Below are 22,808 nucleotides of genomic sequence, written 5' to 3' on the forward strand. Positions count from 1 at the left end.
CGATTCGCTAGGGTCAATTCCAACGTAAAAGGCCACCCAACTGGGTGGCCTTTTTTGGTTTGGCAGGTAGAGCAAATGCCGAATACAAACCCTAGTGAACCGTCCACAGAATCCGTGAAATCGTTAGCTTGCGCTGGCTCCACTGTGGGCCGCACGTAGTGAACCGTCCACAGAATCCGTGAAATCCGCTAAAATCCGTGTAATCCGTGATTTTAGTAGCAGTACTCGTTGGCTTCGATGAGCTTGGCGGCTACGCGGCGACGGGCATCTTTCACGTTGAACAGGTCGGGCTTGGTGAAGCGCTTGAGGCCCATGCTGAGCAGGCGCTGCTCGTCGCCCTCGGTCATGCTGGCGATAGCTTCGCGGCCCGATTTCTCGACCAGGTCGATGGCGTCGGAGAGGTACACGCGGGCCATGTCGAGCTGCTGGGCCAGGGCCTCTTCGCCTTTGGCGGCGATTTCCTTTTCTACGCGCAGCAGGGTGCTTTCGGCGGTGTAGGTTTTGATGGCCATGTCGGCAATGTTCATCAGCACTTCCTGCTCCTTGGCGAGCGAGTTCATGTACTTCTGCACGGCCGTGCCGGCTACCATCAGCACCGCCTTCTTCAGGTTGGCAATGGCTTTCTTCTCGCTAGCGAAGGCCGAGTCGTCGCTCTCGCCCATGCTCGGGATGCTCATCAGCTCCTGCTGCACGGCCTGGGCCGGGCCCATAAGGTCGATTTCGCCCTTCAGACCCTTTTTCAGAATCATATCGACGGCCAGCATCCGGTTGATTTCGTTGGTGCCCTCGAAAATGCGGTTGATGCGCGAGTCGCGGTAGTTGCGGTCCATCGGGTAGTCCGACGAGAAGCCGTAGCCACCGTAAATCTGCACGCCCTCATCGGTCACGTAGTCAAGTACTTCCGAGCCTTCTACTTTCAAAATGGCGCACTCCACGGCAAACTCGCGGGCGGCGCCCAGCAGGGCTTCGTTGGTGCCGAGGCCGCTAGCCAGTAGCTCCTGTTCTTTGCGGTAGATGTCCTCGCCGGCGCGGTAAATGGCCGATTCTACGGCGTACATGCGGATGGCCTGCTGCGCCAGCTTGTAGCGGATAGCGCCAAACTTCGAGATGGGGAGCTTGAACTGCACGCGCTCGTTGGCATACTTCACGCTCTGGGTAGCCGTGGCCTTAGCGCCGCCCAGGCAAGCGGCGGCTAGCTTAATGCGGCCGATATTCAGCACGTTGAACGCGATGAGGTGGCCTTTGCCAATCTCGCCCAGCACGTTTTCCTTGGGCACCTGCGCATCGGTCAGGAACACCTGGCGGGTCGACGAGCCGCGGATACCCATCTTGTGCTCCTCGTTGCCGAGGCTCAGGCCGGGCGTGTCCTTGTCCACGATGAAGCCCGTGAACTGCTCCCCGTCAATCTTGGCAAACACGATAAACACGTCGGCAAAGCCGGCGTTGGTAATCCACATTTTCTGGCCGTTCAGCACGTAGTGCGTGCCTTCGGCATTGAGCACGGCTTTGGTTTTGGCCCCTAGCGCGTCGGAGCCCGAGCCTGGCTCCGTCAGGCAGTAAGCGCCCATCAGGGTGCCATCGGTGAGGCCGGGGATGTATTTCTGCTTCTGCGCGTCGTTGCCGAAGTACAGAATCGGCAGCAGGGCGATGCCCGTGTGCGCCGCAAAGGCCACCGGAAACGAGTTGCCGCCGCCCACGCCTTCCGTCACGCGCAGGGCGGTGGGGAAGTCCATGTCCAGGCCACCAAACTGCTCGGGCACGCTCACGCCAAACAGGCCTAGCTGGCCAGCCTTCTCCATCAGGCCGCGCATGAGGCCTTCCTCGTGGTTGTCGAGGCGCTCGAGCAAGGGGTGCACCTCGGCGGCCACAAAGTCCACGCAGGTCTGGTACATCATGTTCTGCTCCTCCGTAAAGTCGGCGGGCGTGAAAACATCCTGAGCTTCAGTAGCCTTGATAATGAATTCGCCGCCTTTCACGGCAGCTTTGTTTGAAGTTTCCATGATGGAAATAAGGTATGGTGGGAAGTGAAACTGTTAGGCGTGCCGACTATTAGGGCAACAACGATTCGGTCATTTTGGTGTTGCAAGATAAGCGAAAAATGTTAGGCGTGCCGACTACTTCGGAAAAAGTAACCGAAAATTTACAACACTAACAACACTGACTAATTCACCTGACTGAGGTGAGTTAGTCAGTGTTGAAATCGGTAAAAACACGTTCGTCATGCTGAGCTTGCCGAAGCATCTTGGCCGCACCGTTGAATTAATCCGGACGGCGCAAGCAAGATGCTTCGGCAAGCTCAGCATGACGAACGTGTTCGAAAGTAGTTTACTAGGCTACTCGGCGCGCAGCTCGGCAGTCTGGCTGGCTAGCCCCGGCGCGGCCAGCGCCACCCGAATGGGCCCCGGCCCGGTGGCCTGCACGTAGAGCAGCAACCGGCCCTGGTAGGCCTTGTGCCGCGGCGCGGCAACCGGTTCGTGGCTGGCGAGGTCGCCGCTCTCGATGCCCAGCAGGCGGGCCGGACCGGTGAGGGTCACGGTTACTTCGTTGGTAGCATCCGTTACCAAGTTGCCGGCTTGGTCCACTACCTGCACTTCAATTTGGGCGAGGCCTTGCGTTTTGGCGGCTAGGGTAGTGCGGTCGGGCTTGAGTTGGAGGGTGCTGGGCGCACCGGTGGTGCGCAGAAGCGTTTCACTCACTGCCTGATTGTTGCGGTAGCCTTTGGCGCGTAGCTCGCCGGTGGCGTAGGGCACGTCCCAGGCGGGCAGGCGGCCGGTTTTTTTGCCCAGCGACTGGCCGTTGAGGAAAAGCTCGGTGGCTTCGTTGTTGGTGAGGGCTACCACGTGCACCTGGCTGGCGGCGGGCCAGTTCCAGGTAGGGGCGAGGGGCGGCTGGCGGGTGCCGGGCTTGCCAGGGGCCTCTGCAGTAGTGAGGTAGAGCATGGGCGCGCTCGTCCATAGGCTTTGGCGGAAGTAAAACTCAGGCTTGGGGAAGCCGGCCATATCGAGCAGGCCGGCGCCGTTGGCGCGTTGCGGCCACTTGCCGGCTTCGCCGAGGTAGTCGATGCCCGTCCATAGGTACTGGGCCGATACGTAGGCGTTGCTATCCACGGCGGCCCAGGCACTGGGGGCCATGCCGTTTTCGCTGCCGTAGATGATGCGCTGGGGGTACTGCTTGTGGTCTTCGGGGTAGCGAAACTCCTGGTAGTTGTAGCCCACGAGGTCGAGGGCGGCGGGGTAGTCGGTGAAGTTCGACATCACCACGCCGGCCAGGGCAGCCGTGATGGGGCGCGTGCTGTCGGCCTGCTTGGCCACGGCCACCAGGCGGCGGGCTAGCGGGCCCATCTCGCTGGCGGGCGGGTGGTCGGGTAGGTAGCCTTTGCCATAAATCTGGGGGTTGCGGCCGGTATTGAGCACCTCGTGGGTGTAGGGGTCGTTGGGGTAATCTATCTCATTCCCAATGCTCCACATGATGATGCTGGGGCGGTTGCGGTTGCGCAGCACCATGTCGCGCAGGTCGCGGTCGCCCCATTCCTTGAAGTACTCGTGCGAGCCGTGCTGGCTAGGGGTGCCCACGTTCCAGCCGGCCACCCACTTGTTTTTGCCGCGCTCCCACTCATCGAAGGCCTCATCCATTACCAGGAAGCCTAGCCGGTCGCAGAGGCGGTAGAAATAGTCGGCGTGCGGGTTGTGGCTCATGCGGATGGCGTTGCAGCCCGCCGCTTTTAGCGTTTTAAGCCGGCGCTCCCACACCTCGGGTGGCACGGCCACGCCGAGCGCGCCCGCGTCGTCGTGCAGGCACACGCCCCGCAGCTTAGTGGGCTGCTCGTTCAGGAAAAAGCCCTGGTTGGCATCGAAGCGGATGGTGCGCACGCCCACTTCCTCGGTCACTTCATCGGTGGGCTTGCCTTGCACGGCCAGGCTCACCCGCAGCCGGTATAGGGTAGGCTGGTCGGCTGACCACAGGGCGGGGTTCCTGATGGGCAGCGTGAGGCTAGCGGTGCCGTCGGCCTTGGCCTTCACATTCACTACTTGCTTGGCCGTGGCCACGGCCTGGCCCCGCGCATTAAGCAGCGTGCTCGTGACCGTAACGGCCGCCGCCGTGGCGCCGGCGTTGGTCAGGGCCACGCTGACTTTGCCCGTGGCGGCGCTTTTCGACACCTGCGGCGTGGTAAAGCCCACGCCCCACTGCCGGATGTGCACCGGCGCGGTGGCCAGCAAATACACGTTGCGGTAAATGCCCGAGCCGGTGTACCAGCGCGAGTCGGCCACCTCGCGGTGGTCTACTTTCACGGCTAGTACATTGGGGCCAGTGGTTGCCAGATAAGGCGTTAGCTCGTACTGAAAGGAGGCGAAGCCGCTGGGCCGCTTGCCCAGGAAGTGGCCATTCAGCCACACTTCGCTGTTTTTATACACCCCGTCGAAGTATACGAATACCTTCTTGCCGCGGTAGCCGGCGGGCAGGGCAAACGACTTGCGGTACCAGCCCAGGCCGCCCGGCAGGTAGGCCGTGGCGCTGGCCCACTGCTCGCTGAACGGCCCCTCGATGCTCCAATCATGCGGCAGGGTCACGGCGCGCCAGGCTTTGTCATCGGCGGTGGGGCGCTCGCTGCCGGGCGCATCACCAAGGTGAAATTTCCAGTCGTTGTTAAATAAAAGCTGCTGGCGCTGGGCCTGGGCGGGCAAGCAGGTAGCTAGCCAGCAAAGGCTGAGCAAAGCCAGGTACTTGCGTAATAAAGTGCTTATAATCATGGCTTACGGCTGATAGGGTTTGCCCAGCACTAGCTTATCGCCCGCCAAGTCGACCGAGAATAAGTGCGGCACGCGGTGGTAGTCGCCTTTAATATCCTGGTGGCTGTGCAGCACCAGCAGGTCTTTGCCTTCGAAGGTGCGGAATAGCATGCCGTGGCCATAGTTGGGCGGCGTGATGGGCGTGGGCTCCTGCGTCCAGGGGCCGGCTAGGGTGCCGCTGGTCGAGTAGGCCACGCCCTGCGTGTACACGTCGTAAATCCAGCTGGTCCAGAGCATCCCGAGCTTCCCGGTTTTGGTGCGAAAAACCCAGGGACCATCGGTTACCTTGTTGGGGCGAGCGGGGCCGGTGCGCGGGTTTTCGCGGCTCCAGGGCGAGTCGCTGGCCCGAAACAGAATCTGGCTAGGGCCGGTGGTGCCGCTCAGGTCGGGCCTGAGGGCGATTTTCTCTACCGTGCCATTCTGGTTTTGTACCCACTCGTGGCAGTAGAGCAGGTAAGGCTGGCTGTTCTCAATCCAGAAAGTACCGTCGAGCGTCGATTTAGTGGCTGGCAGGTACGTTTCGTCGCGCATGGGCCGGTAGGGGCCGGCGGGCTGGTCGCTCACAAGTACGTGCACGGCCCGGCGCTCCAGCGTGCCGCCTTTGTCGGCGTCAAGCTTGCGGGCGCTGTTGGTGAAGGTGGCGAAATAATAGTATTTGCCCTTGTACGGGTGAATTTCGGCGGCCCAAATCTGGGGCGCCGGGCCCATCCAGGAGGCGGGGTCGGGCTGGGCTACCTGGGTGGGGCCATCCCAGCGCTTCAGGTCTTTGCTCTGCCAGAGCAGCCCGCCGGTGCCCGTCATATAGTAGGTGTGCGTGCGTTGGTCGGCCAGAATAAACGGGTCGCTCAGCCGAATAGAATCGAGCGGCACATTCTTACGGCCAGGGGGCAGGGGCCTTTGCTGGGCCAGCGTGGGCTGGCTGCCCAGCAGCAGGCCGCCCGCCAAAATCAACAAAAAGCGGTGCGTGAAGCGCATAGGTGGGAAAGGAAAATGGGAGTGGAAAAGGAGGGCTAGCGCAGCTCGCTCACCAGCGTGGTGATGGAGCGCGGCGCCACGTGCAGCACCGCGCCGGCCGGCACCGCCGGGCCGGGCTGCAAGTCGGCCGTGGCGGCGGTGGTGAAGGGCTGGCTAGCCCCCAGCCGGCGGCCGGCCAGCGCCAGGCGCAGGTCGGCGGGCGCGTCGGCATCGTTCACCACCACCGTGATGAGCTGCCGGCCGTTGGCGCTGCGGTAGGCCGACACCAGCGGCGCGCCGGGGCTAGCCGGTGCGCCATCGAGCTGCGCGGCTACGCGCACCGCGCCGGGGCGCACAAAGCGGCTGTAGTTGCCGAGCGCCCACAGCATTTTGCTGGGGTAGAAGTTGCCATCGGTCTTGTTTTTGTCGATGTACACCAGGCCGTCTTTGTAGTCGTAGGGCGAGATGGCCAGCCACCACTGCCAGGCGGCAGCGTTGGCCACGGCCAGGTCGGTATGGATGACGCGGGCCAGGTACAGGGCCGGGGCCATGCCCAGGTCGCGCGGACCGCCGTTTATTTCGCCCGCATTATCGCCCAGTATGCAATATTCTGATTGCCAGAAGCTAAGCCTAGGCACGCTAGCCACTTTGGCAGCTAGCTGCTGGCGCGTGGCCACGGCCTGCGCCTGAGGCGAGGTGGTGAAATAGCTGTGCCCCGCAATAATGGGCGCCACGCGGGGCAGGTCGCCAACATAAGTCGGCGCGGCTTTATCGCCGAAGAAGGCGGCTATTTGGTCGCCTTGGCCGGGCTTGTCGGCGGCGCTATACAGGTAGTCGAGCTTGCCGGCTTCGGTGAGCAAAATCTGGGTGGGTAGCTTGGCTTTTAGTAAGCTGGCGCTCAGTGCTTTGCTGATGCCCGCAATGTCCTCATTCTGAAAGGGTGTGCCTTCCTGGCCGCCGTCGCTCCAGTCCCACTGCGGCTCGTTCACGGGGCTGAGGTAGGCGAAGGTGATGCCGGTTTTCTGGCGCACGCCTTCGACGATGCGGGCGCAGTAGTCGGCCAGGGCCACGTACTTGTCCGGAGTCAGGTTGGGCTGCTTGGCGGTGGCGTAGGCCTGGCCGTTGCGCGTGAGCGACACCGGCGGGCTATTGAGAAAAGCCAGAAACTGCGTCACGCCGCGCTGGCGGGCCGCCTCCATCAGCCAGCGCTGGCCGGCCAGGCGGTTCCAGTCGTAGGTGCCGGCGGGCGTCAGGAACGACTCAGCGCGGCGCCACTCGTCCCTGATGCCGCTGGCCTCGCCCTGCTCGGCGCTGCCCGCGCCCAGGTTCACGCGCCACAGCGAGAGGCCAATGCCCTGGGGCTGGCCGCCGGGCCCAGCCTTGGTGCTGAAGAGCAGGTCAGCGATGGCCTCCTTTTTAGCTGCCGGCCAGCGGCCCACAAACTGGCCCGCCCAGGCATCGGAGGCGGCAAAGTTGGCGATGGTCTGGTAGGTTTTGGTGGCGTCGATGCGCACCGTAACCACGGCCGGCGCGGGTGCCGACTGGCTGCGGGCCGGGCTAGCCGCCAGCAGCGTCGCGCCCAGCACCCAGCCACTGGCGACCTGTATTAACTGTTTCATAAGCAAAGCGGTACTTAAAAAGCCCCGCCCGGCTACCTGCGGGCAGGCAAACAGGCGGGGCTTGTCAGCAAAAGGCTACGGATAGGATGCTCCGGAATTAGTAGCCAGGGTTTTGGGTAACGGTGCCGCCCGAAAGCTGAATCTGGGGCGTCGGAATCGGAAACAGGTTATTGGTCGCCGAAATCTGGTCCTTCACCTTGCCCTTGTCGTAGGGGTCGGTGCTGGTAAGCTGCGCAGCGTTGAAGGCCTTCATGACTTCTACCAGGCGCTTCTGGCGCACGAGGTCGTAGTAGCGGTGGCCTTCCATGGCCAGCTCCAGGCGGCGCTCCAGCCAGATGTCGCTCAGCAGCTGCGCGCCGGCCGAGGTGCGGGGCAGCACGGTGCCAGGGCTCAGGCGGTTGGCGCGGGCGCGCACCAGGTTGAGCGAAGTCAGCGCTTTGGCATCCTGGCCGAGCTTGTTGGAGGCCTCGGCGTGCATGAGCAGCAGGTCGGCGTAGCGCAGCTCGATGCGGTTGAGCGGCGAGTGGTCAAGCTCGTTGGCCGGGCGGTCGGCTAGCTGCAAAAACATCTTGCGGCTGATGCGGCCCGACTCGTTTTCCGAAGGCTTGGTATCGTAGTTCGAGTAATCGAAGCTCGCCGTTTTGGGCCCCACGTTGTCGCCCTGCTTGATAATGGTCCACTGGCGGCGTGGGTCGTTGCCGAAGGCCTGCTCCAGGTTGCTGCTAGGGGTGTTGAAGCCCCAGCCGCCATCGGCGCGGCTGCGCATTACCACCGTGAGGGCGGTGCCGAGGCCGAAGGTCTGGTCGGCGTTGTAGTTAAGCTCAAAAACCGACTCGACGCCGTTGGGGTTGTTCACGCTCCACACGTTGTTGAAGTCGCCCAGGCTGTACTGGCCCGAGTTGATAACCGTTTCGGCGGCCTGCTGGGCCAGGCTCCACTGCTCGGTAAAGAGGTAAGCTTTAGCCAGGTAGGCGTTGGCGGCGCCTTTGGTGGCGCGGCCTTTATCGGTGCTGGCGCGGGCGTTCTTCTCGGGCAGCACGGCGGCGGCATCCTGAAAATCCTTGATAATCTGAGCGTAGCAATCGGCTGCCGAGGCGCGCTTGATGGTCAGCGACTCGCTCGGCGACACCGGGGTGAGCACCAGCGGCACGCCGCCAAAGCCCTTCACCAGCTCGAAGTAGTTGTAGGCCCTAATGAATTTCACCTCGCCCAGCAGCTGCTGCTTTACCGTGGCGTCGATGGGCGCCTTGTCGATGCCCACCAGCGCGGCGTTGCAGTTGCCGATAGATTGGTAAATGTGGGTGTAGCGGTTGTCGAACCACTCATTATTGGGCAGCCAGAAAAAGCGGGCGAAATCACCAAACTCGCGCTGGTCGCCGGCAATGGAATTGCCCTTCCAGGCGTCGTCCGAACCGGCGTCGCCAAACATGCGGGTGCGGTCTATTTTCCACCAGCCGTCCTGGTCGGCTAGGGCATAGCAGCCCATTACGGCCGCCTTGCACTCGTCGGCGGTGGTGTAGTAGTTATCGGTAGTTTGCTGGCCCTGGGGCGATACGTCGAGGAAAGTTTTGCACGACTGCACGCCCAGGCTCAAGCTCAGGCCCAGCGCCAGGGTAAAAATGCGGGGAAAGGTCTTCATGATACGAGCGGGTGGGAAGGATTAGAAGGCAATGTTGGCGCCCACCAGGTAGGTGCGCATGGTGGGGTAGTTGCCCAGGTCCACGCCCCGGTTCAGGGCCGAAGAAGCGTCGGTGTACGAGCGGCCGTAGCCGATTTCGGGGTCTACGCCGCTGTATTTGGTGAAGGTGAACAGGTTCTGGCCGCTCACGTAGAGGCGCAGGCTAGCCATGTGCAGGGCGCTGGCCAGCTCCTTGCGGAAGGTGTAGCCCACTTGCAGGTTGCGCACCCGGGCGTACGAGCCGTCTTCGACGTAGAAGTTGGAGAAGCGCGTCAGGTTCTGGTTGTTGTCGTTGGCCGTGATGCGGGGCACCGTGTTGGAAGTGCCGGGGCCGTGCCAGGCCAGGTCTTCGAGGCCGGCTATCTTGTTGTAGTTGTAGCTGCCCGAGTACCACCAGCCTTTGTTGGCGTTCACCACGTCGTTGCCGAGGCTGCCCACCAGCGAGGCTTGCAGGTCGAAGCCGCGGTAGCCCAGGTTCAGGTTCACGCCGAAGGTCATGGCCGGCGTGGGGTTGCCAATGTACTGCTGGTCCTTAGCGTCAATCACGCCGTCATTATTGAGGTCAGCAAACTTAAAATCGCCGGGTACGGCGTTGGGCTGAATGAGCGCGCCGCTAGCCGATTTGTACGCGTCGATATCACTCTGGGTCTGGAAGATGCCCGCCGTCTGGTAGCCATAAAAGGCGCCCACGTAGCCGCCTTCTTCCGTTTTGGAAGGCCGGCCGAAGATGGGCGTATTGCCCGAGTACAGCGCCTGGCCGTTGGCTAGGGTGCCAATGCGGCTGATGGCCCGGGTGGCGTTCACGCTCAGGCCGTAGGTGAAGCTGCCTTTGGTTTCGGCGTAGCCCACCGTGAAGTCGAGGCCGTTGGTTTTCATGCTGCCGATGTTGGTTACCGGGCTGTTGTAGCCGTAGCCGGCGTGCGCCGGAATGGCCTGGAACATGAGCATGTCGGTGGTGTTGCGCCGAAACACGTCGAAGGTGGCCGTCAGCTTATTCTGGAAAAAGCCGAAGTCCAGGCCCAGGTCGTAGTCTTCCACGGTTTCCCACTTCACGTTGGGGTTCGGCACATTACTCTGGATAACGGCTACTTGCGCCGCGCGGTCGTCGCCGGTCACGTAGTAGGTTTTCGAGAACGTGCCGGTGTAGGCGGCGTTGGTGAGGCTGCTGATGTTCTGGTTGCCCACGCGGCCCCAGCTGGCGCGCAGCTTCAGGAAGTTCAGGGCCTCAAACGACTTCATGAAATTCTCGTCCGTGATGAGCCAGCCCACCGACAGCGATGGGAAGGTGCCGTAGCGGTTGTTGGTCGGGAACACCGAGGCGCCGTCGCGGCGCACGCTGGCCGACAGCAGGTAGCGGCCCTTGTAGTCGTAGGTTACGCGCCCGATGAGCGAGGCAATCGTGTTCTCATACGTGCGGCCGGTGGCGTTGAAGGCCGCCGTGGCGGCATCGGGGTAGCGCAGGCTAGGGTCGTTGCTGGGGATGGACTGCCCCGAGCCCGACAGCGGCCGGTTGCTGAACTTCTCGAACGTGGCCGCCGCCAGCGCCGTAAAGTTGTGGTCGCCGATTGATTTGTTGTACGTCAGCGTGTTGGTGTTGTTCCAGTACAGGTTGATGTTGTGCTCGGTCGTTACCGTGTTCACCTGGTTGCGCTCGTTGGCGTCGATGGTGTAGAACGGCGAGAAGGCGTTGCGCTCGTAAAAATTGGTGTTCGTGCCGAAGCGCGTTTCCGCAATCAGGCCCGGAATAAACTCGTAGTTGGCGTACACCGTGCCCACCAAAAAGTATTGGTTGCGCTTGTCGTCGTTGCGCTCCACAAAGGCTAGGGGGTTGCCGATATCGGTAGGCGAGGCCCCGTAGTTGTCGTAGGGGTTGCCCGTGTTGTTGTTCACGCGGGGCGAGGTAATGGGGTCATCGTTGAACGCATCCCGGAACAAACTCCCGCTGTTGAGGTAGTTCTGGTTGGTCATCGACAGGTTCAGGTCCTGGCCCACCTTGAGGTGCTTGGCGGCCTGGTACTGGCTTTTCACGCGCAGCACCAGGCGGTCGAAGTCGGAGCCGCGCACCAGGCCGCGCTCCTTGAAGTAGCTCAGGCCGGTAGAGTACAGCACCTTATCGGAGCCGCCCGAGAGGCCTAGCGCGTAGTTCTGCGTAATGCCGCGCTGCTTTATCTGGTCCCACCAGTTGGTGGTTTGGGTGAAGGAGCTAGGGTCGGCGTACACGGCCGGGCGGCCCGAGTTGGTAGCCGCCAGGTTCATGATGCGGGCATACTCGCTGGCCGAGGCCATGCTGGGCACCCGCGTGGGGTTCGACACGCCATACGTAGCATCGAGCGTAATTACGGGCGCGCTCACGGTGCCGGCCTTGGTCGTGATGAGTACCACGCCATTGGCCGCCCGCGAGCCATAGATGGCCGCCGAAGCCGCATCTTTCAGCACCGTAAGGGTGGCGATATCTTTGGGGTTGAGGTAGTTGATGTCGTTCACCGGCAGGCCATCCACCACGTAGAGCGGGCTGTTGCCGTTGATGGTCGAGATGCCGCGAATAAGAATCTGGGGCGTAGTGCCCGGCTCCGAGCCCGCGCCGATAACCGTGACGCCCGCTGCCTTGCCCTGCAGGGCCGAGCCCACGTCGCTCACCGTCAGCTTGGCCAGCTCCGAGCCCTGCACCGTGGTTACGGCGTTGGTTACGGTGCGCTTTTCCTGCGAGCCGTAGCCGATTACCACGGCCTCATCGAGGGCCTGCGCGGCCACGGTCAGGTTCACAGTCAGGGTCGTTTGCTGGCCCACGGCCACCTCCTGGCGGTTGTAGCCCACCGAGGAGATAACGAGCGTGGCGCCCGCCGTGCCGCTCGGAATGCGCAGCGCAAAGCGGCCCTCGCCGTCGGTTGTGGCCCCAATGGAGGTGCCCTTCAGCACGATGGTGACACCGGGCAGGCCCACGCCCTTCTCATCGAGCACGGTACCCGTAATGGGCGTGTCGGCCACGGCCGAGCGCCGGGCCGGAGCGGGCTTGGCCGTGTGGCCAGCACCGGTGGTAGCAGGAGCCGCCGCCACCGCCAACGGCAGCAAGGCCCCACAAAGGAGGATAGATTTAGCTTGCATAAGCAAGGAAAGTAGGCGGCAGGCCGAAGCCTGCCTGGGTGGGGAAAGTGAAATCAGTACAAGGAGCCGGCCACCGGGGGCTAGCCTCAAATAGCCGCCGCAGGGCTATTCGGAAGTGGTGTAAAAGTACTGGCCGCGGGTAGCCGGGAGGGACCCCTTTTCGGGCTAAAAAGGGATTAAAACCTGTCGATAATGACTAATTCGAGCGGCTGGGTCAGCGAGTTGTTAGTCGATAGTAAATTAATTGACAACAAGTTGCGTAATACGGCCGGCCGGCGCCCGGGCTAGAGCGCGCCGCTGGGGCGCAACTCGCTCAGGATGGGATGGTCGAGAAAGGAAAGCGTGCTTTGCTGGGGTTTGAGCAGCTCCAGCACGGTGATGGTGTTCTGGCCTTTCCGGAGCCACTCGGCCGGCACGTACAGCGTTTGCTGCGGGCCGATGGCCCAGTAGCGGCCCAAGTTGTGGCCGTTTACCCACGCCGCGCCCTTGCCCCACTGGCGCAGGTCGAGGTAGGTATCGGTGGGGCTGGCCACCGCGAAGGTGGCCGTGCGCAGGGCCGGGCCGCTGCTGGCCGCCAGGGCCCTGGTGCCGGGGCTAGCCACGGCCGGGGCCTGGTCGAAGGGCAAGCCAAACTGCTGCCAGCCAGTCAGCTCCTTGCCGCCCAACGTTACGCGCTTGGTAATACCCTTATTATTCTGCAACAGGTACTCGCCGAAGTTGACGCGCCCGAGGTTTTCCACCAAAATATCGAGCTGCACCGGGCCGGCGGGCAGCTTCACGAGCAGGCTGTCCTGGCGCTCGCGCCGGTCGAGGGTGCCCACGCGCTGGCCATTCACCAGCACCACGGCGTAGTCGCGCAGGTCGGTTAGCTTCAGTGTTTTGCTGGCTCCGCCGGCCACGGTGGTGCGGTAAAGCACGAAGCCGTAGGCCTGCTTGAGGTTTTCGAAGGTCAGCGGCCGCTGGCTGGCCACGGGCTTGGGCAGCTGGGCCAGCAGGCTGGCGCTTTGCGTGAGCTGCAAAGTGGGCAGGGCCACGCTGGGCTTGGCGGCAGGCACTGGCGGCAGGGCCGGGGCGCCGGCGGGCCGGTACCTGGCAATAACCTCGCGGAAGGCGCGAAACTTGGCGGTGGGGTTGCCGGCCTCGTCAAGCGGGGCGTCGTAGTCGTAGCTGCTCACCTGGGGCTCGTAGTGCGAGGTATCGCCTTTGAAATTGGCTCCGTTCATGAAGCCCCGGGTGGTGCCGCCGTGAAACATGTACATGTTGATGCTCATGCCGGCGCGCAGCACCGAGTCGAGGCCCGGCGTGTAGCGGGCGGCGGGCACGGTGTGGTGCGGGGCGCCCCACCAGTCGAACCAGGCCGGGTACCACTCGGCCACGTAGTAGGGCCCCTGGCCGCCGTGGTTGGCGTTCACGAGCTGGCGAATCTGGCTGGGCTTGTCGGTGCCATTCACGGCGGGCAGCAGGCCATTGAGGTGGCCGGCGGCCACGTCGCGCACCGGGTCGCAGGTATAGAGCAGGCCATCGAAGCCGGCGTTGATGAACAGCTGCTTGTTCTGGGCGAGGTACTGTTTATCAGCCCCATACGAGCCGTATTCGTTCTCGACCTGCACCATGAGCACCGGTCCGCCGTGGTTGACTTGCAGTGGGGCCAGCTGCCGGCCCACGGCTTGCAGATAGCGGGTGTAGGCCGCAATGTACTGGGGCTCCTGGCTGCGCACCTTCAGGCCGGGCACGTTCTGGAGCCAGTAGGGGTAGCCGCCAAATTCCCACTCGGCGCACACATAGGGGCTAGGGCGTAAAATCACCCACAGGCCTTCCTCCTGGGCCATCTTCACGAAGGCCGCCACGTCGTTATTCCCTGTGAAGTCGTACTGGCCCGGCTGGGGCTCGTGCACGTTCCAGAACACGTAGGTGCCGATGGTATTCAGGCCCATGGCCTTGGCCAGCTTGAGGCGGCTGCGCCAGGCCTCGCGCGGAATGCGGGGGTAGTGCAGCTCGCCCGATATCATTTGCAGCGGCTTGCCATCGAGCAAAAACTGATTGGGGCCCAGCGCGAAAGTGTGCGGGGGCGTGGCAGTGTGGCGAGGCGCTGGCTTGGCCTTGGCCGGTGGCTGGGAGGCAGTGAAGCCAGCCAGGCCACCCACGAGGACGGCGGCAGCCAGCACGAGCGCGAGGCGCTGAGAGTAGCGGATTTTGGGCATGAGCAGGGGAGGGGTGGGAAAGGCCGGGCCGGGCTGGTGCCCGCTGCCGGGCGGGCGGCCACGGCGCCGGAGAGCAGTAGGCAACTGCTTGTTTTGCAAGGCAAAAGTAGAAAGAGGGCATCCGGGCCAGGGGGTGCTTTTTCGGCAAAAAGCACCCTCAAATCCTCGCTAGCCTACTTGCCGGGCAGGATGGCGCCGTGCTACCCGGCTGGTTTTTACCTTCGCTTTCGCAAACGGATGCCGCCACTGCGGGCGGCCCTTAGGGCTTTTTTTACGTGCAGCAAACAGCAGGTTTTTGGGGGGCGTGGCGCTGGATGGCGCTGCTGTGGGCGGCCCTGCTAGCCCCGGCCGCGTGGGCGCAGGATGCCGCGCCCAGCGAGTTTCGGTTCGAGCATATCTCCGTCGATGAGGGCCTCTCGCACAGCGATGCCATGGCCGTGGCCCAGGACCACGCCGGCTTTATCTGGATTGGCACCAACCGGGGCCTGAACCGCTACGACGGCTACGCGCTCAAGCAATACCTGCTGCCCGTGAACCCGCGCAATGGTTTGTCGAGCAACCGCATTACGGCCCTGCTGCTAGCCCCCGACCAGCGCCTGTGGGTGGGCGCCGAGCGCTCGGGCCTGAGTTTTTACGACGCGGCCCACGACGCCTTTACCCGCCTCGCTAGCCTGGCCCTGCCCGCCGCCAGCCAGGCGGCCGCCCGGCAGCTGGCCGAGAGCGACGTAACCGCCCTAGTGGCCGATGGCCAGCGCCGCCTGTGGGTAGGCACCGCCCAGGCGGGCCTGTTTGTGCTGAGCTTTGCGGCCAGCGGGCAGTTGGCAAGCCTGCGCCAGCTGCCCGCCACGGCCCCGGGCCGGCCGTCGCTAGCCCGTATTTCGGGCCTGGCCTACGATGCGGAAGGCAACCTCTGGATAGGCTCGCTGGAAAGCGGTTTGCTGGTGCTGCGTGCCAACGCGCCCGGTTGGCCGGTGCTGCCTACGGTGCTGGCGGGCAGCCGCGTGAGTGCGCTGCACCTCGACCGCCGGGGCGACCTGTGGGTGGGTGCCGAGCGCACGCTGTTTTGGATAGCCGCCGCTAGCCGCCGCACCCGGCAGGCACTGGTGCCCCACGCGCTGCCGCACCGCTACTCGCGCATTCAGGCGCTGCGGCTCGACTCGTTTGGCCGGCTGTGGGCGGGTACGCTCCAGGGCTTGTACGTGTGGGAGGCCGGGGCCGTGACGGCCACCGCGCCGCCGCTGCAACCCACGCCCACCCGGTTTTTGCCCCGCGATGGCCAGCCGCACAGCATCAACTCGGAGCGGGTGCACCAGCTTTTCGAGGATGGCCACCAAGTGATGTGGCTAGGGGCCTCGTCGGGCGGGCTCAACAAGGTAGACCTGCGCCAGCGGGCCTTCGGGCGCCTGCGCCACCAGCTCACGGGGCAGGCGGCGCTCAACAATGCCAACAACTACGTCAACGCCATTTACAAGGAAGAGGCCACCAATACGCTGTGGTTTGGCACCCGCAATGGCGTGTCGGCCTACGACCTGGCCCGCCACAGCTACCGCACCTATTTCAGCCAGCCCGCCGATACCGTGCGCGGCATCGATGCGGCCACCATCTTCCGGGCTACCGATGGCACGCTGTGGTTTGGCACCCGCGACCACGGCCTGCTAGCCCTGCGGCGGCCGGGCGGGCGCGAAAAATTCACGACTTACCGCCAATTGCCCGGCGGCTTCGACCTCACCAGCACCAGCCTGGAGCACCTGGCCCAGGATGGCCAGGGCACGCTGTGGATTGCCACATTTTCGAAGGGCCTGCTGCGCCTCAGTGCCGATGGCCAGCGCCTGCTAGGCCACTACACCAGGGCCACGGCCCACTTGCCCAGCGACCAGTTTACCTACTTGCTCTACGATGCGCCGCGCCAGGTGCTGTGGGCCAGCACCCGCGATGCGGGCCTGCTTAAGCTGCGCCCCACCGCCGACTCGCTGCAGCTGCTGGCCCAGTTCAAGTACGCGCCCGGCCGGCCCAACAGCCTGCGCGTCAACTATGTATGGCCGCTGCTGCTGGGCGAGCAGGGCGCCCTTTGGTTTGGCACCATCGGCGGCGGGCTGCACCAGCTCACTACCGATGCCCGGGGCCATGATACGGTGCGGTCCTTCGGCCAGGAGCTGCCCGAAACCGACGTGGAAAGCCTGCTGCCCGACGATGCGGGCAACATCTGGGTGGGCGGCACGGGCCTCTACCGCTTCACGCCCGCCACCCGCCGCTACCTGCGCTACGACGTGGCCGACGGCTTGCAAAGCAACTCGTTCAAGATTGGGTCGGCGGCTAGGGGGGCCGATGGCACGCTGTACTTTGGGGGTGTTAATGGCATTACGTACTTCCAGCCGGCGGCTATTCAAGTCAATCCGTACCCGCCGGTGGTGCAGCTCACGGGGCTACGCCTCGCCAACCAGCCGGTGGCCGTGGGCCGGCCGTTCAATGGCCGGGTAGTGCTGGCCGGGCCGCTCTCGCAGCCCCAGACCATTACGATTAAGCCCTCAGAAAACGACTTTTCGGTTGATTTCGTGGCCCTTAACTATACCAATCCGCAGAAAGACCACTACGCCTACCGCCTGCTGGGCTACAACCCCGCGTGGATTTACCCTGGCCCCGGCCAGCGCACCGCCAGCTTCACCAACCTGCCGCCCGGCCGCTACACCCTACAAGTGAAAGCCGACAACGGCGAGGGCGTGTGGGCCAAAACGCCCGCCACGATGGGCTTTGTGGTGCTAGCCCCCTGGTACAAAACCTGGTGGGCCTACCTGCTCTACGCCGCGGCCCTGGTGGGCGCGGTGGCCCTGTACCGACGCTTCGAAATGGCCCAGCAGGAACTACGTAATAAGCTGACTCTGGAGCAGTTCCAGACCGAAAAGGAGAAGGAGCTGACCAACCTCAAGCTCGGCTTCTTTACCAATGTGAGCCACGAGCTGCGCACGCCGCTCACCCTCATTCTGGGGCCGATGGAGGAGATAATCGGCGCGCACGGCCCCGTGAGCGGCCTGCGCGACAAGGTGCTGCTTATGCACAAGCAAACCCGCAAGCTGCTCGATTTGGTGAATCAGCTGCTCGATTTCCGCAAGGTCGAAACCGGCCACGTGCCGCTGCGTGCCAGCGCCGGCAACGCCGTGCAGTTCGTGGCCGAGCTGTTCGAGGTATTCAGGCAAAAGGCCGAGGAGCGCCGCCTCACCTACACCCTCGACGTGCCCGCCGAGCCGGTGCTGCTGTATTTCGACCGCAGCAAGCTCGAAATTATTCTCACCAACCTGCTGGCCAATGCCTTCAAGTACACGCCCGAGGGCGGCCAGATTACCCTGGCGGCCACGGTGGTGGGCAGCCCGGGCGGCGAGGCCGTATTTCAGAACGGCCAGCTAGCGGGCAATTTTCTGGAAATAAGCGTAGTAGATACGGGCGTGGGTATTCAGCCCGCCGAGCTGGCGCACATCTTCGACCCCTATTACCAGGCCTCGCACACCGATACGCTGCGCATGACGGGCACCGGCATCGGGCTGTCGCTGGTGCGGCAGTTTGCCGAGCGCCACGGCGGCACCATTCTGGTAGAGAGCGTAGTGGAGGCGGGCAGCACGTTCCGGCTGCGGCTGCCCTTCGGCCAGGCCCATTTGCAGCCCGGCGACCTGCTGCCCGAAACCGACCAGCCTACCCTGGCCGAAACCACGCCCGACCTCGACCCCACCGCACTAGCCCTCACCAACGACCCGCTGACCCTGGCTAGCCTGCCGCGCCTGCTCGTAGTCGAAGACAACGACGAGGTGAGCCAGTACCTGCAGCAGCTATTCGCCGCCGACTTTGAGGTGACCGCCGCCGCCGATGGCCTCGAAGGCTGGGAAAAAGCCCTGGCCCAGCTGCCCGACCTCATCATCTCCGATGTGATGATGCCGCGTAGCGACGGCCTGGAGCTGTGCCGCAAGCTCAAGCAGCACCCCAAAACGGCCCACGTGCCGGTGCTGCTGCTCACGGCCCGCACCGCCGCCCTGCACGAGGTAGAGGGCCTCGGCCTCGGCGCCGACGACTACGTGAGCAAGCCCTTCAACCCGCAGGTGCTGCAAGCCAAAGCCGCCGCCCTGCTGCGCAACCGCGGCAAGCTGCGCGAATACTACCAGCGCCAGCTGCTGCTCGAACCCACCGAAATCGTCATCGCCGACGCCGACCGCACTTTCCTGGAGCAGGCCATGCGCGCTGTGGAGCGGCACCTCGACGACCCGGCCTTTGGGGTGCAGGTGCTGGCTAGCGACCTCTGCCTGAGCCAGTCGGTGCTTTACCGCCGCATCAAGCAGATTACCGGCCAAACCACCGTCGAATTCATCCGCGACGTGCGCATGAAGCGCGCCGCCCAGCTGCTCACTCACAGCCAGCTGCGCATCACCGAAGTTGCCTTCCAGGTTGGCGTGGAAAACGTGAAATACTTCCGCAAGACGTTCCAGAAAATCTACGGCATGGCCCCGTCTGAATACGCCAGGCAGCACCGCCCCGAGGCCGAGCACAAGCTGCTGAACTTACTGGATGAGTAGTCTTCCTCTAAACAAAAAACGTCCGTCATGCTGACGAAGGAAGCATCTTGCCAGGGTAACGCAACAGTGGCGCAAGCCTGATAAGATGCTTCCTTCGTCAGCATGACGGCCGAAACGAATAAGGTAGAACCTACTTTAGCAGCTCGTAGATGCCCGCCACGCCCTGGCCGCCACCTACGCAGGCGGTTACCAGGCCGTACTTCTGGCCGCGGTCGCGCAGCTCATCAAAGAGCTGAATGGAGAGCTTGGCGCCCGAGCAGCCCAGCGGGTGGCCTAGCGCAATGGCGCCGCCGTTCACGTTGAGCTTCTCAGTATTAATGCCTAGCTCGCGCACCACGGCCAGCGACTGCGAGGCGAAGGCTTCGTTCAGCTCAATCAGGTCGAGGTCGTCGAGCTTCATGCCGGCTTGGCGCAGGGCCTTCGGCACGGCGGCAATCGGGCCCATGCCCATGATGCGCGGGTCGACGCCCTCGGTAGCGTAGGTGACCATGCGGGCAATGGGCTCCAGGTTCAGCTCCTTCACCATGCGCTCGCTCATCACGAGCACAAAGGCCGCGCCGTCGGAGGTTTGCGACGAGTTGCCGGCCGTGACGGTGCCGGTGGCCGAAAACACGGGGCGCAGGCGGGCCAGCGCTTCTACCGAGGTGTCGGCGCGCGGGCCTTCGTCGGTGTCGACTACGTACGAGCGGTTTTTCTTCTTGCCGGTGGCCTGGTCGAGGTAAGTTTCCTCCACCGTAATCGGCACGATGCTCTTCTTGAATTTGCCTTCGGCGATGGCCTTGATGGCCTTCTGGTGCGAGTTGTAGGAAAATTCGTCCTGGTCCTGGCGGCTGATTTTGTAGTCGTTAGCTACGGCTTCGGCCGTGAGGCCCATGCCCATGTAGTAGTCGGGGTGCTCGGTGGCCAGCTTGTAGTTGGGCACGGTTTTCCAGCCTACGGTGGGCACCATGCTCATGCTCTCGGTGCCACCCGCGATGATGCACTCGGCCATGCCGGCCGTGATTTTGCCCACCGCCATGGCGATAGTTTCCACGCCCGAGCCGCAGTAGCGGTTCACAATCAACCCTGGCACATTAATGGGCAGGGCCAGCAGCGAAATGAGGCGGCCCATTTGCAAGCCTTGCTCGGCCTCGGGCACGGCGTTGCCCACTATCACGTCATCGACGCGGCTAGGGTCCAGGGCGGGCACCGACTTCACGAGGTGCTTGATAACCTCGGCCGCCAGGTCGTCGGGACGGGTAAAACGGAAGACGCCGCGGGGCGCTTTGCCAACGGCCGTGCGAAAGCCGGCCACGATATATGCGGTATTAGCCATAATATGCTGGCGCCAACCTCACCCCCTAGCCCCCTCTCCAAAAGAGAAGGGGAACTAGTTCCTAGGCTAGTTGACTAGTTTTTAGTAAATTAAAAACTCTATTTAAAAGAAAAGAAGCTAGCTTCTAGGATTAGAAACTAGTCCCCCCTCTCTTTTGGAGAGGGGGCTAGGGGGTGAGGTCCGACGTTAATTACGCAGCGGTTTGCCAGTGGTCAGAATCGACTGAATGCGCTCCAGCGTCTTGCGCTCGCCGCAAAGACTCAGGAACGCCTCGCGCTCCAGGTCCAGCAGGTACTGCTCGCTCACCTCGGTGGGGGAGGAGAGGTCGCCGCCGCACATCACGTAGGCGAGCTTGTCGGCGATTTTCTGGTCATGCGCTGAAATGTACTTGCCCTCTTTCATGGCGTACACGCCGGTTTTGAACATGGCCAGCGCGCCCTTGCCGTGCACCTTGATGTTGGTTTTCTGGCTAGGCTGCGAGTAACCCGCGTCGGCCAGCTCGATAGCTGCGGCTTTGGCCTGGGCAATCACGCGGTTGGAATTCACCACAATCTCGTCGCCCCGGCGCAGGAAGCCCAGGTCGAATGCCTCGGCCGCCGAGGTAGAAACCTTGGCCGTGCTGATGGTCATGTACGTGTTGCGCAGCAGGTTGAATTCCGGCTCACCTTCCTCGTACTTGGCTGCCGTGCGCAGGGTCATTTCCTTGGTGCCGCCGCCGCCGGGTATCAAGCCCACGCCAAACTCGACGAGGCCGATGTACGACTCGGCCGAGGCCACCACGCGGTCGCAGTGCAAATTCAACTCGCAGCCGCCCCCTAGCGTGAGGCCGTGCGGCGTGCCCACCACCGGAATGCTGCTGTAGCGCATCCGCATCATGGCCTGCTGAAACTGCTGAATCATCATATTCAGCTCGTCAAACTCCTGCTCCAAGGCTTGCATGTACACGAGCCCGAGGTTGGCGCCGGCCGAAAAATTCGGCGCGTCGTTGCCCACCACGAGGCCGCGGTAGCCGGCTTCGGCCATCTCCACGCCCTTCAGCAAGCCTTGGATAACATCAGTGCCCAGCGAGTTCATCTTGGAGTGGAACTCCACGTTCAAAATGCCGTCGCCCAAGTCAATAACCGACGCCCCGGCGTTCTTCCACAGCACCTTGCCGCTAGCCCGCAGGTTGTCGAGAATAATGAAATTCTCGACGCCCGAAACCGGCTGGTACTGCTTGCTTTCCTTGTCGTAAAACTTGCGCACGCCATTCTCCACCTTATAAAAGGTCGGGTTGCCCGCGGCTAGCATCTCCTCTACCCACGGCGCCACGGTGCGCCCAGCGGCCTTGGCCAAGTCGATGCCGGCCTGCACGCCCAGCGCGTCCCAGGTTTCAAACGGCCCTAGTTCCCATCCGAAGCCGGCGCGCAGCGCGTCATCAATCTTGTAGAGCTGGTCCGCAATTTCGGGAATGCGGTTGCTCACGTAGGCAAACAAGCTACCGAAGCTCAGGCGGTAAAACTCGCCCGCCTTGTCCTTGCCGCCCACCAGCACTTTGAAGCGGTCGGCCAGCTTGTCGATGCTCTTGGTCAGCTCCAGCGTGGCAAACTTTACCTTCTGGCTAGGCTTGTATTCCAGCGTGTTGAGGTCCAGCGCGTGGATTTCCGACTTGCCGCCCTCGCCCTTCACTTTCTTGTAGAAGCCCTGGCCAGTTTTGTCGCCCAGCCACTTGTTCTCGCCCATTTTCTTCACGAAATCGGGCAGCACAAACACGTCTTTGGCCTCATCATCCGGCAAACCCTGGGCTAGCCCATTCGCCACGTTGATGGTCGTGTCCAAACCCACCACATCCGACGTGCGCAGCGTGGCCGACTTGGCGTGGCCGATAACCGGGCCGGTCAGCTTGTCGGTTTCCTCCACCGTCAGGCCCAGCTTCTGCATGGTCTGCATCGCGTCGAGCAGGGCGAATACGCCCACGCGGTTGGCAATGAAGCCCGGCGTATCCTTGGCTAGCACCACCGTTTTACCCAGATACAGGTCGCCGTAGTGCAGCAGGAAATCAACCACTTCCGGCTTGGTTTCCGGTGTCGGAATAATCTCCAGCAGCTTCAAATAGCGCGGCGGGTTGAAGAAGTGCGTGCCCGCGAAGTGCTGCTTGAAATCCTCCGAGCGGCCCTCGGCCAGCAGGTGAATCGGGATGCCCGAGGTGTTGCTCGTAATCAGTGTCCCTTTCTTGCGAAACTGCTCTACGCGCTCGTAAAGGCTCTTTTTAATGTCGAGTCGCTCCACCACAACCTCAATCACCCAGTCGCAGTTCGCAATTTCCTTGAGGTTATCATCGAAGTTGCCGGTCTTGATGCGGCTAGCCTCGCTTTTGCGATAAAGCGGCGAGGGGTTGGCCGCAACGGCCGCCTGCAAGGCGCTGTTCACGATGCGGTTGCGCACGGCGGGCGCGTCCAGTTTCAGGCCTTTTTTCTCCTCATCAGCCGTCAATTCCTTGGGCGCGATGTCGAGCAGCAGCACCGGCACACCGATGTTGGCAAAGTGGCAGGCAATGCGCGAACCCATCACGCCCGAGCCCAGCACGGCAACTTTCTTGATTATGCGTTTCATATAAAGT

At 63.1% G+C, this 22,808-nt stretch carries 10 protein-coding genes; 1 reads left to right on the forward strand and 9 read right to left on the reverse strand.

Annotated elements, in window-relative coordinates:
• Window positions 1-212: 212 nt before the first annotated feature.
• The 7 genes from Q5H89_RS10570 to Q5H89_RS10600 all read right to left on the reverse strand — a co-directional run bounded on the left by Q5H89_RS10570 (window position 213) and on the right by Q5H89_RS10600 (window position 14,341).
• The gene (locus tag Q5H89_RS10570; RefSeq protein ID WP_305019276.1) at window positions 213-2,000 is read right to left on the reverse strand and encodes an acyl-CoA dehydrogenase family protein; all 1,788 of its coding nucleotides are present in this window, start codon (window positions 1,998-2,000) and stop codon (window positions 213-215) included.
• A 333-nt stretch (window positions 2,001-2,333) separates the two neighbouring features.
• Window positions 2,334-4,748: a sugar-binding domain-containing protein gene (locus tag Q5H89_RS10575; RefSeq protein WP_305019277.1), complete on the reverse strand. Its 2,415-nt coding sequence runs from the start codon at window positions 4,746-4,748 to the stop codon at window positions 2,334-2,336.
• 3 nt (window positions 4,749-4,751) lie between these two features.
• The gene (locus Q5H89_RS10580; protein WP_305019278.1) at window positions 4,752-5,762 is read right to left on the reverse strand and encodes a glycoside hydrolase family 43 protein; all 1,011 of its coding nucleotides are present in this window, start codon (window positions 5,760-5,762) and stop codon (window positions 4,752-4,754) included.
• Window positions 5,763-5,797: 35 nt separating this feature from the next.
• Window positions 5,798-7,360, reverse strand: a complete 1,563-nt coding sequence (locus tag Q5H89_RS10585; protein ID WP_305019279.1) for a glycoside hydrolase — start codon at window positions 7,358-7,360, stop codon at window positions 5,798-5,800.
• A gap of 97 nt (window positions 7,361-7,457) precedes the next feature.
• A complete protein-coding gene (locus Q5H89_RS10590) occupies window positions 7,458-8,999 on the reverse strand; it encodes a RagB/SusD family nutrient uptake outer membrane protein (RefSeq protein ID WP_305019280.1) in 1,542 nt (513 codons plus the stop codon).
• 21 nt (window positions 9,000-9,020) lie between these two features.
• Window positions 9,021-12,140 carry a SusC/RagA family TonB-linked outer membrane protein gene (locus tag Q5H89_RS10595; protein ID WP_305019281.1) on the reverse strand — a complete coding sequence of 1,040 codons (3,120 nt, stop codon included), beginning with the start codon at window positions 12,138-12,140 and terminating at the stop codon, window positions 9,021-9,023.
• A gap of 284 nt (window positions 12,141-12,424) precedes the next feature.
• The gene (locus tag Q5H89_RS10600) at window positions 12,425-14,341 is read right to left on the reverse strand and encodes a glycoside hydrolase family 35 protein (RefSeq protein WP_305019282.1); all 1,917 of its coding nucleotides are present in this window, start codon (window positions 14,339-14,341) and stop codon (window positions 12,425-12,427) included.
• Between the two features lie 275 nt (window positions 14,342-14,616).
• Between Q5H89_RS10600 and Q5H89_RS10605 the strand changes: the two genes are divergently transcribed.
• A complete protein-coding gene (locus Q5H89_RS10605) occupies window positions 14,617-18,894 on the forward strand; it encodes a hybrid sensor histidine kinase/response regulator transcription factor (RefSeq protein ID WP_305019283.1) in 4,278 nt (1,425 codons plus the stop codon).
• Window positions 18,895-19,024: 130 nt separating this feature from the next.
• On the opposite strand, the gene Q5H89_RS10610 is transcribed toward Q5H89_RS10605, so the two are convergent.
• Window positions 19,025-20,209 (reverse strand): acetyl-CoA C-acyltransferase, encoded by a 1,185-nt coding sequence (locus Q5H89_RS10610; RefSeq protein WP_305019284.1) that lies wholly within the window; start codon window positions 20,207-20,209, stop codon window positions 19,025-19,027.
• Between the two features lie 186 nt (window positions 20,210-20,395).
• On the reverse strand, window positions 20,396-22,801 hold the full coding sequence (locus Q5H89_RS10615; RefSeq protein WP_305019285.1) for a 3-hydroxyacyl-CoA dehydrogenase/enoyl-CoA hydratase family protein: 2,406 nt from the start codon (window positions 22,799-22,801) through the stop codon (window positions 20,396-20,398).
• Between the last annotated feature and the right edge of the window lie 7 nt (window positions 22,802-22,808).

Source organism: Hymenobacter cheonanensis, from assembly GCF_030581075.1.
In the GTDB taxonomy this organism is placed as follows: domain Bacteria; phylum Bacteroidota; class Bacteroidia; order Cytophagales; family Hymenobacteraceae; genus Hymenobacter.